Annotated in this window: 9 protein-coding genes; all 9 read left to right on the forward strand. The window is 53.7% G+C overall.

The window, feature by feature from the left end:
* Positions 1 to 150: 150 nt before the first annotated feature.
* The 9 genes from IGS58_RS18425 (at position 151) to IGS58_RS18465 (ending at position 13,796) form a co-directional block, all read left to right on the forward strand.
* The gene (locus IGS58_RS18425; RefSeq protein WP_230522321.1) at positions 151 to 1,461 is read left to right on the forward strand and encodes a tyrosine-type recombinase/integrase; all 1,311 of its coding nucleotides are present in this window, start codon (positions 151 to 153) and stop codon (positions 1,459 to 1,461) included.
* Complete coding sequence (locus IGS58_RS18430; RefSeq protein WP_230522322.1) at positions 1,454 to 1,675, forward strand: hypothetical protein; 222 nt, start codon at positions 1,454 to 1,456, stop codon at positions 1,673 to 1,675. Before IGS58_RS18425 ends, IGS58_RS18430 begins: the two co-directional genes overlap by 8 nt.
* Before the next feature lie 901 nt (positions 1,676 to 2,576).
* On the forward strand, positions 2,577 to 3,443 hold the full coding sequence (locus tag IGS58_RS18435; RefSeq protein WP_230522323.1) for a phage integrase N-terminal domain-containing protein: 867 nt from the start codon (positions 2,577 to 2,579) through the stop codon (positions 3,441 to 3,443).
* Between the two features lie 134 nt (positions 3,444 to 3,577).
* Positions 3,578 to 3,778 carry a helix-turn-helix transcriptional regulator gene (locus IGS58_RS18440; RefSeq protein ID WP_034760447.1) on the forward strand — a complete coding sequence of 67 codons (201 nt, stop codon included), beginning with the start codon at positions 3,578 to 3,580 and terminating at the stop codon, positions 3,776 to 3,778.
* A gap of 758 nt (positions 3,779 to 4,536) precedes the next feature.
* Positions 4,537 to 4,746 carry a hypothetical protein gene (locus IGS58_RS18445; RefSeq protein WP_230522324.1) on the forward strand — a complete coding sequence of 70 codons (210 nt, stop codon included), beginning with the start codon at positions 4,537 to 4,539 and terminating at the stop codon, positions 4,744 to 4,746.
* On the forward strand, positions 4,733 to 8,014 hold the full coding sequence (locus IGS58_RS18450; RefSeq protein ID WP_230522325.1) for a helicase-related protein: 3,282 nt from the start codon (positions 4,733 to 4,735) through the stop codon (positions 8,012 to 8,014). Before IGS58_RS18445 ends, IGS58_RS18450 begins: the two co-directional genes overlap by 14 nt.
* 8 nt (positions 8,015 to 8,022) lie before the next feature.
* Positions 8,023 to 8,700 carry a DUF4391 domain-containing protein gene (locus IGS58_RS18455; RefSeq protein WP_230522326.1) on the forward strand — a complete coding sequence of 226 codons (678 nt, stop codon included), beginning with the start codon at positions 8,023 to 8,025 and terminating at the stop codon, positions 8,698 to 8,700.
* Positions 8,701 to 8,719: 19 nt separating this feature from the next.
* Positions 8,720 to 10,654, forward strand: a complete 1,935-nt coding sequence (locus tag IGS58_RS18460; RefSeq protein WP_230522327.1) for a site-specific DNA-methyltransferase — start codon at positions 8,720 to 8,722, stop codon at positions 10,652 to 10,654.
* 10 nt (positions 10,655 to 10,664) lie between these two features.
* Entirely contained in the window at positions 10,665 to 13,796 is a 3,132-nt protein-coding gene (locus tag IGS58_RS18465; RefSeq protein WP_230522328.1) for a type III restriction-modification system endonuclease, read from the forward strand.
* The last annotated feature ends 956 nt before the right edge of the window (positions 13,797 to 14,752 follow it).

Genomic DNA, 14,752 nt, shown 5'->3' on the forward strand with positions numbered 1-14,752 from the left:
CGTTTTTCAGCGTCTCGAAATGTGCCAAGACGTTTCGGTACGTCTAACTTTTTTGAGGGAAGGCGCCGGGCCGCATTCCCCCATCCTTGACTACCATTCCCGCATAACTGTCCTATAGTGGTTTCAGACGCATTTGCGAAGGAGGCCACCATGGCAAAGCTCATCGTACCGCTGTCCGAACTTCAGGTCAAAAACGCCAAACCAAAGGATAAACCATACAAGCTATCCGACGGCGGCGGCCTGTTCGTAGAAGTTATGCCGAGCGGGTCTCGCATCTGGCGCTGGAAGTTTCGCCAGGCCAACGGCAAGGAGAACGCACTGACGTTTGGTCCTTATCCGGAAATTACGTTGCAGGATGCGCGTGAAAAGCGCTTGGCAGCGCGGCGCCTGGTGCTGCAAGGGATCGACCCGGCTAAGCATCGCGACGACGCCAAACGACTGTTGAAAGAGCGCGCCGCCAACACATTTGAAAAGATCGCCCGCGAGTGGCACGCCAACAAGGTGCCAACCTGGAGCGAGCGCACCGCCAAGAACGTCCTGCAACGGCTGGAGGCAGATATCTTCCCGGCCATTGGCCGCAGGCCCATCGATGAACTCAAGCACCTCGATGTAATCGCTGCGCTGCGCAAGATCGAGGAGCGCGGCGCAAGCGAAATCGCCCATCGCCAGAAGGCCGTATGTGCTTCAATTTTCAGTTACGCGATTCAATGCGGATTCACAGAGCGCAATCTGGTCACCGATATGAAGGATGTGTTGAAGACCGTCCGTGCCGGACACTTCGCCGCCATTGAAACCGATGAACTGCCGAAGTTTCTGGCCATTCTAGACCGCAACGAAGCACGCATGTTCGCGCCGACCCGCATTGCGCTGCGTCTGATGCTGCTGTGCTTTGTACGCACCAGCGAGTTGATCGAGACACCCTGGAGTGAAATTGACCTGGAGCGCGGTGAGTGGATCATTCCATGGCAACGCATGAAGCGTGGCAAGCTGACCGTCAATCCGGATATGACCAACCATCACGTATGCCTGTCGCGCCAGGCGCTGGAGCTGTTGCGTGAACTGCATGCGATCACGGGCCGCAGCAAGTATCTGTTCCCGAATCAGCGCGACCACGAAAAGTCGATCAGCAATAACACGATACTGGTGGCGCTTGGACGCATGGGATACAAGGGCAAGATGACCGGCCATGGCTTCCGGGCGCTGGCCATGAGCACCATCAAGGAGCGCCTGGGCTACCGGCATGAAGTCGTGGACCGGCAACTCGCACATGCACCGAAGGATAAGGTGGCCAGCGCCTATGACCGCGCCCAGTTCCTGGCGGAACGGCGCCGGATGATGCAGGATTGGGCCGACTACATCGATGCCGTCAGCGGCAAGGGCGCGCCGCCGCAGGCGCCAAGATTAACGCTGGTCAGCGGCGAATTCAGCCGGGATGGCGGAACAGGAGGGCACCATGTCTGAGTATGTACTGCGCCTCACGGATGCGCTTATCAAGCAGACCGCTTCCAAGGAAAAATTACATAAACTAGCTATCGGAGCCTTTGTCCGGGCTGCAACGCTGCCGGTCAATCCAGTAGCAGCAGCCCAGTCCGCGCCGGTCCCAATTCTGCGTACTACGAAAAGCGCACTTGACGAAACGAACCACTTGCAAACGTCGATATCAGGCATAGAATGAAGCTCTCTTATGTGGGAATCGCTCCCACGAGGGCATGCATCGAGCATGTCCCTATGCTTAGCGGCATAGGCGTTGCGGTCGTCACCCGCCACCATGATACTTAGCAGTTTCTGCTAGATATATCGCCGGGCCATGCAGAAGCATGCACATCTCGGCACGATAAAGCGCTGCCTTCAGCGTCTTCATATCCCACAATCCGCAAGTCGGATTGCCTGGATGATTGCGCCCGATGGGCGCTTCCTCAAACAGGAGCAAGACTCCTGCCCCGATTGGTTCGCATGCCCCACGAGGTAGCGCACCGTATGAAGCACAGCATGGCTTTGCCGCAAGCCGCACCGTCAGCAGAAATGCCAGCGATGCGATGCCATCGCGGCTGCCGCCAGCGCATGTGCTTCAGAGTCGCCAGTATCGTCACCGCGAGTGCGATGCTGGCGTGTATGCCGTCACATGCCATGGCTACGTGCGCGCGTCGTTACTGGCGGCTTGCTGCCAGTGACGACGCGCCGCCGATGGCATAGGCCCAGGCGGCAAGTACAGAGCATCCGCGTGAGGGTGCTCAGTGACGAGGCCAGATGCCTCTCCATCGCAGGCTAGCCTTGCGATGTCCTTTGCCCGCTACGGGCTGATTAGTAGAAGTTGATCCGTGCACGATGTGCACTCCATGGACCCTGGGTGATTGGTCCCCGCTGCGGCAGCTCCCTCCGGGAGCGCGCAGCGGTGCCACACGCGCATGCGGCGCGGGCAGGCAGTAACAGCAACCGCATACACGGGAGTGGTGTCCCGAGGCCCTTGATTCAACCTTTTCTGCTGAGGCAGTGAGGGTGGCCAGAAACACTTACCTGACAGGATTACACCACGCGGCATCGATGTGAGAACCAAAGATCGAAAGGATGACTTTGCCATGCGCGACCTGAACTACCAGCTCAAGCAACTGTGTCACCGCAACCGGGATGGCAGCTTTGCGACGCAGGCCGACCGCGAGCGCTTATTGAACCTGTGCGCCAACGACCTGGCGGAACGGGGCTTCCAGCATATGAGCGTGGACAGCCTGAAACCGAAGCATGTGGCGGCGCTGCTCGACAAGTGGAAGCAGGATGGCGTCAGTACCGGAACGATCAAGAATCGCATGAGCGCCCTGCGCTGGTGGGCCGAGAAGATCGGCAAGGAAAACATCATTGCGCGCACCAACGGCGAATACGGCATCGCGGAGCGGGTGTTTGTCACCAATATCTCGAAGGCGAAGGTGCTGGACGCCGACACGCTGGCCCGCGTGAATGATCCGTATACGCGCATGTCCCTGCAGTTGCAGGCGGCGTTTGGTTTGCGGCGCGAGGAAAGCATCAAGATCAAGCCGGGATGGGCCGATGGCGGGAACATCCTGCGGCTGCAGGATAGCTGGACCAAGGGCGGCAAGTACCGGGAGGTGCCGATTACCACCATGCAGCAGCGCGCCGTGCTGGAGGCGGCCAAGGCGCTGGCGGGAAAAGGCAGCTTGATTCCGGCGCAGTTGCGGTATCGGGACCAGTTGAACCGCTTTCGTGCGCAGTGCGACAAGGCTGGCATCCATGGCGTGCATGGGCTGCGCCATGAGTACGCGCAACGCCGCTATGCCGAGTTGACTGGCCGACCTAGCCCAGCCTGTGGCGGCGCGACTTCCAGACAGCTGGATGCGTCGCAAAAATTGGTGGATAACGCTGCGCGACTGAAGATTTCGGCGGAGATGGGGCATGGTCGTGAACAGGTCACCTCAATCTATCTAGGCAGATGACCGCCCACTTGTATCAGAGGCAGCGTATGGAGCGGAAGATATGTAAGGGGTGCAGCCCTGACGCTGCCGGAAATATCGCGGAGAGTCGGCATGACTCTCCATTGTTTGCTGTTCATCAATCGAAGGAGAATCGTATGACCACGACTAAAAAATTCCTCCGCTTGCCTGCGGTAATCGAGGCCACCGGCTGGTCCCGTGCCACGATCTGGCGCAAGGTGAAGGCAGGTGTGTTGCCAGCACCAATTCCTATCGGCCCTAAGTCCATCGCCTGGGACGCAGAGGAAATCGCTCAATGGCAGCAGCGCTGTATTGACGCTAGGCGTGGAGTCGCTTGAGTGGTAGTTAATACTGGCTGGATTAGAAGCGCCTCACCTCGTAAGACGTCACGGGGCGGGCCTACCGGACCTCTCCGAATCGTCCAACTGCTGCCGCTGTGCGGCTGCCACGCGCGCCTATGGCGCGCGTTCGTGGTTCTAATTAGGTATCGACTGAGCATGCTTTACGGCGTCCAATGCATCAGCCTGTGTCCGAATGGCGGAAATGACCCTGCGGCACTTTCGTACCTGCAAAAAAATGGTTCGGTCGAAGTTGCGTCCGATGATTTTTGTGGTTCAGTCGCAGCGCGAAGCGGGGCAGGAGAGGTGAAGTTAGCTAACCTCCGGTTAGCTAACTTCACACCTGCTTATTCGCACTTCGTGCTCAACCGGTACCAAGCGCAGCACCAGCTTCGGCTCCGCCAAGCGCGGCGGCGGCGCTACCGGTCGCGCCTGCGGCCGCGCCCACAGCACCGCAGGACTTACGGCCATAATCCCGCGTGGCAATGCGGGTCGAGTTACAGCGGGGGTATAAAAGGGAATGATTCATATCGGCCTCATCTGGGGCTAGGGCAAACGGAAATGCCCAAGCAATCCAGGCGGATGCTCGATGAGGTGATATGTGTCTGAAAATTTCTGCAACTCGAAAGAGACGTATGCCGCCGTACCCAGTTTCCTAACGGTTGATCCAGCTGTTGCAAACCTAGAACAAACTAGCCTCATCTTGTAATCTAGTAAAATGCAGTACATTTGCAGCACAAACCTTTCAGGCCTCTGTCGTGAAACATACCAAGAACGAAACTCTATCCATCCGCACGTCAGCAAACATCAAAGATTTGCTGCGAATGGCTGCCGAAATAGAACACCGTTCCATTGCGTCGATGATGGAAGTGCTGATCCTGAATTATGCAAAAGAGCATGACCTAAAGGTCGATGCGCAGCTAACGGATGGTGCAAAAAAGAAGAAGGTAAGCGATGGAACTCATTGACAACATCAGTCGCCTTCTCGGAGATGACCTGAAGCAAACCCTCAACCCGGGAGTGCGATTAAAAATCGCCGCTTCCTGCTTTTCGATGTACGCATTCGAAGCCCTGAAGACGGAATTGGAAATGATCGAGGGATTGGATTTCATTTTCACCTCGCCGACCTTTGTTACCAATGAGGTCGCTGACAAAATCCGCAAGGAGCGCCGGGAATTCCACATCCCCAAGGTTGATCGTGAGCGCAGCTTGTACGGCAGTGAGTTTGAAATCCAGCTGCGCAATAAGCTTACCCAGCGGGCGATTGCGAAGGAGTGCGCAGACTGGATGCGGCGCAAAACCCGCTTCAAGAGCAATCGCACCAAGGCCCCCATGCAGCAGTTCGCCTGCGTACAGTCTCCGGCTGGGGATAAGTGCGACGCTGCTTACATGCCACTGCATGGGTTCACGGCAGTCGATCTGGGCTACCAACAAGGGAATGCGGTGTCGAACTTCGTCAACAAGATGAACGAGCCGACCTTCGCGGCCACATACCTCAGCTTGTTCGACCAGATCTGGAACGACCCAGAAAAGCTGGAAGATGTGACGCAGCAAATCAGCGAGCACATCGCCTCGGTCTACCAAGAAAATTCCCCGGAGAGCATCTACTTCCTGATGCTCTACAACATCTTCGGTGAATTCCTGGACGACATTGATGAAGACGTGCTGCCCAATGATCGGACCGGCTATCAAGATACGTTGATCTGGAACAAGCTCTTCAATTACCAGAAAGATGCGGCCATCGGCATCATCAACAAGTTGGAAACCTACAACGGTTGCATCCTGGCCGATAGTGTCGGCTTGGGCAAGACCTTCACGGCGCTGGCTGTGATCAAGTATTACGAGCTGCGGAACCGTTCCGTGCTGGTTTTATGCCCGAAGAAGCTGGCTGACAACTGGCTTAACTACAATCGCAACCTCAAAACCAACATCTTCGCCAGGGATCGCTTCAACTACGACGTGCTGTGCCATACCGACCTAAGCCGCACTAGCGGAGAGTCGTTCGGCACACCGCTGAACCGTATCAACTGGGGCAATTACGACCTGGTGGTCATTGATGAGTCGCACAACTTCCGCAACAACGATGCTTACAAAGACAAGGAAACGCGCTATCAGAAGTTGATGAACAAGGTCATCCGGGAAGGCGTAAAAACTAAAGTGCTGATGCTCTCAGCTACTCCAGTCAACAACCGCTTTGCTGACTTGCGCAATCAGTTGGCCTTGGCCTACGAAGGCGATTCGGAAAACCTGAGCAAGAAGCTCAAAACCAGCAAGAGCGTGGAAGAAATTTTCCGTCTCGCACAGGCCGCCTTCACCGCGTGGTCAAAGCTGCCGGCAGAAGAACGAACGGCCCGCGCCATTTTGGATTCGCTTGATTTCGACTTCTTCGAGTTGCTAGACAGCGTAACCATTGCACGCTCCCGCAGGCACATCCAGACCTTCTACGACACGAAGGACATCGGGCAATTCCCGGAGCGCCGTAAGCCGCTTTCCTTCCATTGTGCGCTGACCCAACGCGCGGATGTGCTGGGCTTCAACGAGATTTTCGAGCAGCTTTCCCTGCTGAAGCTGTGCGTCTACACGCCAGCAGCCTACATCCTTCAAAGTCGCGTCAAAAAGTACATTGACCTCTATAACGCGCAATCGGGCGACAACAAGGAAAACCTAAGCCTGTACGGGCGCGAGAAAGGCTTGCAGGCGCTGATGACCACGAACTTGCTTAAGCGCCTGGAAAGCTCCATCGAATCGTTCCGGCTGACCTTACGCTCCCTGCGCGCCAATCATGCAAACATGTTGGCGAGCATCCGCCGCTTTAACGAAGGGGGTGGTGGGGCAGAAATTACTGACCTCTCCGATGTACTGGAAAGCCTGGACGCCGAAGACGACGATCTGTCGATGCTTAACGGCGGCGAGATCGGCGGTAAGGTCAAGATCGGCCTAACGGACATGGACCTGCCTTCTTGGGAACACGACCTGAGTGTCGATCTGGAGATCATCGATGCTTTACTGGCTTCGATGAACAAGATCACCATCGAAGACGACGCCAAGCTGCAGCACCTCAAGGCACGCGTGCTGGACAAGATCGCCAACCCGATCAACACCGGCAACAAGAAGATCATCATATTCACGGCTTTCGCTGATACTGCCGACTATCTCTACGCCAACCTCGCGCCGGACTTGTTGCTCCACCATCAGCTTCACAGTGCTAAGATCACGGGCACAGGATCGCCCAAGTCCACTCTCAAGAAGAGCTATGATTTCCAGGAGTTGCTGACCCTTTTCTCGCCGCGCTCCAAGTCAAAGGAGCAAGTACTTCCCCAAGAGCCTGCCGAGATCGATCTGCTGATTGGTACCGACTGTATTTCCGAAGGCCAGAACCTTCAGGACTGCGACTACCTGATCAATTACGACATCCACTGGAACCCGGTCCGCATCATCCAGCGCTTCGGGCGCGTGGATCGCATCGGCTCACCCAACGCCAGTATCCAGCTGGTGAACTATTGGCCCGACATTTCTCTTGACGAGTACATCAACCTGAAGGAGCGGGTAGAAAGTCGGATGATGATCGCCGACGTTACTGCTACCGGCGACGACAACGTGCTTTCCGCGCAGGCCAACGACGTCACCTATCGCAAGGAACAGCTACGCCGGCTGCAAGAAGAAGTAATCGAGCTGGAAGACTTGAAAACCGGCGTGTCGATTACAGACCTCGGGCTCAACGACTTCCGCATGGACTTGCTCAACTACGTGAAGGCACATGGCGAACCCAGCCATTTGCCTAACGGGATGCACGCCGTAGTACCCGCCAATTCCACACTCGGCCTAGAGCCTGGCGTGATCTTCACCCTGCGCAACCGTAACCCCGAGGTAAACGTTAACCTGCACAACCGGCTGCACCCGTACTACCTCGTCTACATCGGGCGCAATGGTGAGGTCATCAACGATCACACCGAGGTCAAACGCCTGCTGGACCTCGTGCGCAGCGGCTGCAAGGATCGCCCTGAATCCATTTCTATGGCATATGAATCGTTCAATACAGAAACTAACGACGGCAGGAAAATGCAGCTCTACTCCGAGCTGCTGAGCAAGACCATTCGCTCCATGATCGAGGTGAATGAAGAAAAGGACTTGGACAGCCTGTTCAGCAGCGGCAAGACTACGGCACTGACCAACAACATCAGCGGCTTGGATGACTTTGAACTCATTACCTTCCTTGTGATTCAGGAGGTCGGATGAGTGGAAGGATGAATACAGCCAAGCGCTCGGCTCTGATCAACTACCCGAATCAGGCCTCGTTTGGACGCGTGCTGCCAAAAAACAAGATTTACGAACATAGTGGGGCCAACACACGCCTGAAAGCCCTGTTCGTAGAGCAAGTCGAGCAAATTGTGTGGCAGTACAAACTTGCGCCAGAAACCGTTAACCTCCCCGCCAAGCCGGGGGTGCCGGAGGTGCAGATTTTACGAGTCGTGCTGAAGAAGCCGGAGGTGTCATTCGAAGTACTGAAGTGCATCGACGGTGCAGTGCAGTTCCCCATCGTGTTCGAGCTGGAGCACGAGGGAAAGATTAGGGTCATCGCTGCCCACAAGCGCCCCAGTGAAGCCGACGCTAGCAAGTGGGTCGTCAGCGACTATTTTTCTACCGCATGGGTTTCCGCCGACTGTGAGCGCGACAGTATGCCCATGGTACTAGACCTGGCCGGACTCTACGAAGCGCTGCTACAGCGATTGATTCCGCTGTCACCGCGTACGGGAGAAAGCTTTGCGGCCTTGGTTGAGCGCTTAGCGGGCCTGAGAGCCATGCAGCGCGAAATCGAAAAAATCCGCGCCAAACTAGCGAGGGAAAAGCAATTTAATCGCAAAGTGGAAATCAACGCCACTCTGCGCCAACTTAACAACGAACTTAAGGAACTGAGCCACTGACAAGCCGTGGACAGAAAAAATGGATAAATTAAAAATGCATTCTCCTGATTTAACGCAAAAAAACATTGCTCATATTCGAGAGTTGTTTCCCTGTTGCGTGACGGAAGCCAAGGGCGAAGACGGTAGCCTAAAGCTGGTTGTAGATTTTGATCAGCTGCGCCAGGAGCTTTCGGGAGCGATCGTTGAAGGCCCGCAGGAGCGTTACCAGTTGAGTTGGCCGGGTAAGCGCGAAGCGCTGCTGACGGCCAACGCACCGATTGCCAAAACGCTCCGCCCTTGCCGCGCAGAAAGCGTAGACTTCGACAGCACGAAAAATCTGTTTATTGAGGGTGACAACCTTGATGCGCTGAAGTTGCTGCAGGAGGCTTATCTTGGTAAGGTCAAACTAATCTACATTGACCCACCGTATAACACGGGCAAGGATTTTATCTACAGAGATGACTTTGCGGAAGATACTGAGGAATACCTCGCCCGCTCTAATCAGAAGGATGAGTATGGAAACCGACTTGTAGCAAACCCTGAATCCAATGGACGGATGCACTCGGATTGGTTAACTTTGATGTATTCAAGACTAAGGCTTGCTCGCAATTTGTTGAAAGATGATGGAGCGATCTTTATATCTATCAATCACAAAGAGGTTGCAAATATCCGAAAGATCGCCGATGAGATTTTTGGTGAAGACAATATGCTTTGCTTGTTTGCTTGGCGCACCGATGGCAATTTCGATAATCAGGCAAAATTCAAGTACTGCCACGAATACGTAATAGCCTACGCAAAACAGGAGGCGGCATTTCCGCATCCACTTGTTGTTGATCCGGGAACGGCCGCAGATAGCAAAATATTCCGCCCTGAGATCAGAAACACTATTGTCAAGAATGGCCCAAAAAATCCCCCCAGCGAGATAACGCTTCCAATCGGCTTTCCTGCTGCATTTGATAGCGGTGTAATCGCAGTTCGCACAGATTCTTGGCCGAATATTTGCGAAGAAATTACCGTTAAAGATGGAAAATTAACACATGGTGCGAAGGTTTATAGCGGCTGGAGTTCAAAGGAACTTGTTGAAGAATTTATAAATAATAAGTGCCAAGCCATTCTTGATGCAAAGAGTCAGAAGACTGTATTCGAGATCACATCAACTGGCGCCATTGAAGCTGTTAAAGTTAGGGGTGAGCCTAGTCATGTAATCTCAATGCTATCTGGGTTTGGTGGCCCACAGAAGGCCACGGCTGATTTGCTGGAATTAGGGGTGCCATTTGACGACTATCCAAAGCCGGTCGAACTGATTAAATACCTTTCAAAAATGATTAGAGAGAAAGACTTTATTGCAGTCGATTTTTTCTCAGGATCGGCGACAACAGCTCATGCAATTCTAAATCTTAATGCCGAGGATGGTGGGACGCGGAGATTCATTATGGTGCAGCTTCCTGAACCATGCGATGAGAGTACGGAAGCCTTCAAGGCTGGGTATAAGACAATTGCTGAAATAGGAAAAGAGCGTATTCGAGGCGCTGGCAGGCAAATCGGTGAATTAGGGCAACTTGATGTTGGATTCCGCGTATTGAAGATCGACACATCTAACATGGCTGACGTTTTCTACGAGCCTGATACGCTAAACAAGGCTAACCTCGATTTTTTTGTGGATAACATCAAGCCAGACAGGACAGCGGAAGACCTGCTTTTTCAAGTGATGCTCGATTGGGGCGTTGATTTGGCACTGCCTATTTCCAAAAAAGTAGTCCAAGGTAAAGAGGTATTCTTTGTCGATGGCAATGCACTGGTGGCTTGCTTCGATGACCATGGCAGCATCGATGAAGGCTTCGTCAAGGAACTGGCGAAGCATCAGTCCCTGCGTGTGGTGTTCCGCGATGCCGGGTTCAAGGACAGTGCCGTCAAAATCAACGTCGAGCAGATTTTCAAGTCGCTCTCTCCTTCCACTGAAGTGAAATGCATCTAAGGGTTGAGAGATGAAACTGAAATTTAAGACACAGTCCTACCAGACCGCTGCCGTTCAGGCAGTGGTGGATTGTTTCAAGGGTCAAACGCCGCAACATGGCGGGGTTCGCTATCGCCTGGACCCTGGCGTGAAAAAGGCGGCACTGGTCAGTCCGCAGTCCGCCCTTGATTTGGCGGCGGACTCGGGTTTTGACCAAGATGCTGCGTTCCGCAATGCCGATGTGACCTTGTCCGAGTATGCCCTGCTGGAGAACATCCAGCAGGTGCAACGCTTACAGAACTTGCCCGTTTCGAGCTTACTTGATGGTTACTTCACCATCAATGGAAACAAGGAGCGCGTTCCCGCCACAAAACAGTATAAAGACAGCGCTAAGTCCATATCCAAAATCCATCTCGACATCGAGATGGAAACCGGTACCGGAAAGACCTACTGCTACATCAAGACCATTTTCGAACTGAACAAGCGATACGGCTGGAGCAAGTTCATCATTGTGGTGCCCAGCATCGCCATCCGCGAAGGCGTGACCAAATCGCTGGAGATCACGGCTGATCACTTCTTGGAGACGTACCAGAAGAAGGCCCGTTTCTTCATCTACAACTCTAAGGCGCTGCATCATCTGGAGAGCTTTTCGTCCGACGCGGGCATCAACGTGATGGTAATCAACGTTCAGGCCTTCAATGCGACGGGCAAGGATGCCCGTCGCATCTACGAAAAGCTGGACGATTTCCAATCACGCAAGCCAATCGATGTGATCAATGCCAATCGCCCCATCTTGATCCTTGACGAACCCCAGAAGATGGAAGGAGGCAAGACGCTGGATTCGCTGGTCAATTTCAGGCCATTGATGGTGTTGCGCTACTCTGCCACGCATAAAACCACGCACAACAAGATTCACCGTCTGGACGCGCTGGACGCCTACAATCAGAAGCTGGTCAAAAAAATTGCCGTGCGCGGTATCTCGGTCAAGGGCCTGGCTGGCACCAATGCATATTTGTATCTGCAAGGCATCGACATATCAACTAAGAAGTCACCAGAGGCTCGTGTCGAGTTCGAGCGAAAATTCGAGAGCGGGATTATCAAGCCTGTAGTGAAAAAACTCTCCAAGGGCGACAACCTCTTTGTGCTGTCGAACGAACTGAACCAGTACCGTGGCTATGTGGTGTCCGACATTAACGCCATTACCGACACATTGAGCTTCACCAACGGTGTCGAGTTGTCAGTGGGCGAGGCAGACGGAGATGTGAACGAAGCCGCTCTGCGCCGCATCCAGATTCGGGAGGCGATCAAGGCGCACTTCGACAAAGAACAAGCCCTGTTCCAGCAGGGCATCAAAGTGCTGACCCTCTTCTTCATTGATGAAGTGGCGAAGTACCGCGATTACAACGCCAGCGATGAGAAGGGGGAGTATGCTCACGTCTTCGAAGAGGAATACCAGCTCTACCTAAACGAAGTTCTGGACCAGGATGAAACACCTTACATCAAGCACCTAAAGAGCATTCCCGTCGAGAAGACCCACAAGGGCTATTTCTCAATCGATAAAAAGACCAAGAGACTGGTTGACCCAGAGATGGGGAGGAAGGTCACCGAGGCCGACGATGTAGACGCTTATGACCTAATCTTGAAGGAAAAAGAGCGCCTGTTGTCGCTGAGCGAGCCGGTGCGTTTCATCTTCTCGCATTCGGCCCTGCGTGAAGGCTGGGACAACCCAAACGTGTTTGTCATCTGTGCACTCAAGCACAGCGACAACACGATTTCCCGACGTCAGGAAGTGGGCCGGGGGTTACGCTTGTCTGTGAACCAGCATGGCGACCGGATCGACCACCCTTCCATCGTTCACGACATAAACGTGCTGACCGTGGTGGCAAGCGAAAGCTACAAGGACTTCGTGGCCGCTCTGCAAAGGGACATCAGCGAATCGCTGTCGGCTCGCCCTCGTATTGCAGACAAGGCCTACTTCACAGGCAAGGTGCTCAACACCACAGAAGGTCCGGTTACGGTTTCCGACGAACAAGCCACAGACATCGATTTCTACCTGATCCAGAACGGCTACGTTGATAAGAAGCGCAATATCACTGAGAAGTACCATCAGGCCAAGAAGGACGGCGTGCTGGTGGCGTTGCCAGACGAACTGCTGCCGTACTCAGAGCAAGTTTTCCAGCTGATCGACAGTGTGTTCAGCGAAAGCCAAATCATGCATCCCGAAGATGGCCGTAAGGCGAAGAAGCTGGAGCCTAACGCCAACTTCGAGAAGAAGGAATTCAAGGAACTGTGGGCCAGGATCAACCGCAAGGCGGCATACAGCGTACAGTTCGACTCTGGTGAGCTTGTCTCCAAGGCAGTCAAAGCCTTGGACGAGCATCTGCACGTGACGCCTTTGCAGTACACCATTCAGCGCGGTGAGCAGTATGCACAAATAACTTATGATGGTATCAAGAACGGCGACGCCTTCGTGCTGAAGGTCACGGAGACAGAGCACAACGCACACTCCATCCATTCAGCCGTGAAGTATGACCTGATTGGGAAATTGGCTGAAGGCACACAGCTCACGCGGCGTGCCGTGGCAGACATCCTGCGCGGCATCGGCATGGCCGTGTTTTCTCAGTTCAAGACCAACCCTGAAAACTTCATCGCTGAAGCGGTTCGGTTGATCAACGAGCAGAAGGCGACGGTGATCATCGAACACCTAGCCTATGACCCAGTAGCCGATCAATTCGATCTGGACATATTCACGGCTGGGCAAACCAAGCAGGATTTCAGCAAAGTCGGAGGTAAGCTCCAGCGCCACATTTATGACTATGTGCTGACCGACTCCAACATCGAGCGTGAGTTCGTAAAGGAGCTGGACACCTGCACCGATGTGGTAGTTTACGCCAAGCTGCCGCGAGGCTTCCTGATCCCCACCCCAGTGGGAGACTACAATCCGGACTGGGCCATTTCCTTTAAGGAAGGGACAGTCAAGCATGTGTACTTCGTGGCGGAAACCAAAGGTTCCATGTCATCGATGGTTCTCAATGAGATCGAGAAAACCAAGATTCGTTGTGCCCGTAAGTTCTTCGACGAGATAAACAAGAAGTATGCACCTGAGAACGTGAGGTACGACGTCGTAAATAGCTTTGGGAAGCTTATGGAATTGGTGAAGTGACGGAATATCCTGAGAAGACCGCATCGATTCCTGAGCGGCGCAGGAAGCGGTGGCTACAACACAGACCTGTCGGAGGTCATTCAGAGCATGCTTGAGGCAAAAAAAAATTGTCATCGTAGATGAGGTGCATTTGCGTCTGGACAAGTAAAGTATAAAGAACAGCTAGGACGGGGATACCCGTCCTAGCTGATCATTGTAGTAGCTGAGACTTGACCTGACACAAGCTGTCAGATGGGTTAGAGTTCTGATATGCCCGCCACCGGCCAAGAGCGGACGTTGCTGCAATAAATACTGAGGAAGGCAAGAATGTGTTCCTTTGCTCCCAAACTTGCCTCGTTCCAGCTGCCCGCCTCCCACTGTCCTGGCAAAGGCAGCCAAGCAGTTGTATGACTTTTCAGTATGACTCTTTCATTCCCCAGTTCTTTCAAATTTAGGCGAAGCTGTTTTAAGTTGCTCCGTTGCTTACGAGACTTCGTGGCCTCGGCCGTGGCGGTGCTTACAGAGAAGTTACTGAGTAAACGATGTTTTTGGTGGCTTAGAGAGGAATCGAGCCAGCAACACAATGATTTCAATCTTCAGCTTGAATAGATATATTGATTGTTGAACCAATTTACGGTGAGGTTAGGCAACCTTCTGGTGTGGGTAAGATTAGGGGTATTCTTAAATTTACCATCCATCAAAATTAGCTAGTTATGCGGGTTGCTGGCTATGATTTGAATCCCCCTCTCCCATCTTCACCACCAACCCCGTCAACATGCCCACCATCATCCACCGTTGCACGGCCACTCAAGTTGGACGCTGGGCTTGGAATCCTGCCATCGACCCCAGCATCATTGCAATCACCGAATTCACGGCGATGCCGACGATGATCTGCACGCAACCAAGTTACGCATTCCGCTAACCCAACCGACAAAACTGCCGCCTTCCCGCAGCTCAGACGCAAAAAAGCCCGCCAA

It is taken from the genome of Janthinobacterium sp. EB271-G4-7A, assembly GCF_020858075.1.
Taxonomy (GTDB): Bacteria; Pseudomonadota; Gammaproteobacteria; order Burkholderiales; family Burkholderiaceae_D; genus Janthinobacterium; species Janthinobacterium lividum.

What these genes read in the sequence shown, in the direction of transcription:
- IGS58_RS18425 (WP_230522321.1), top strand. Translation starts at nt 151, where the DNA reads ATGGCAAAGCTCATCGTACCGCTGTCCGAACTTCAGGTCAAAAACGCC.
- IGS58_RS18430 (WP_230522322.1), top strand. Translation starts at nt 1,454, where the DNA reads ATGTCTGAGTATGTACTGCGCCTCACGGATGCGCTTATCAAGCAGACC.
- IGS58_RS18435 (WP_230522323.1), top strand. Translation starts at nt 2,577, where the DNA reads ATGCGCGACCTGAACTACCAGCTCAAGCAACTGTGTCACCGCAACCGG.
- IGS58_RS18440 (WP_034760447.1), top strand. Translation starts at nt 3,578, where the DNA reads ATGACCACGACTAAAAAATTCCTCCGCTTGCCTGCGGTAATCGAGGCC.
- IGS58_RS18450 (WP_230522325.1), top strand. Translation starts at nt 4,733, where the DNA reads ATGGAACTCATTGACAACATCAGTCGCCTTCTCGGAGATGACCTGAAG.
- IGS58_RS18455 (WP_230522326.1), top strand. Translation starts at nt 8,023, where the DNA reads ATGAATACAGCCAAGCGCTCGGCTCTGATCAACTACCCGAATCAGGCC.
- IGS58_RS18460 (WP_230522327.1), top strand. Translation starts at nt 8,720, where the DNA reads ATGGATAAATTAAAAATGCATTCTCCTGATTTAACGCAAAAAAACATT.
- IGS58_RS18465 (WP_230522328.1), top strand. Translation starts at nt 10,665, where the DNA reads ATGAAACTGAAATTTAAGACACAGTCCTACCAGACCGCTGCCGTTCAG.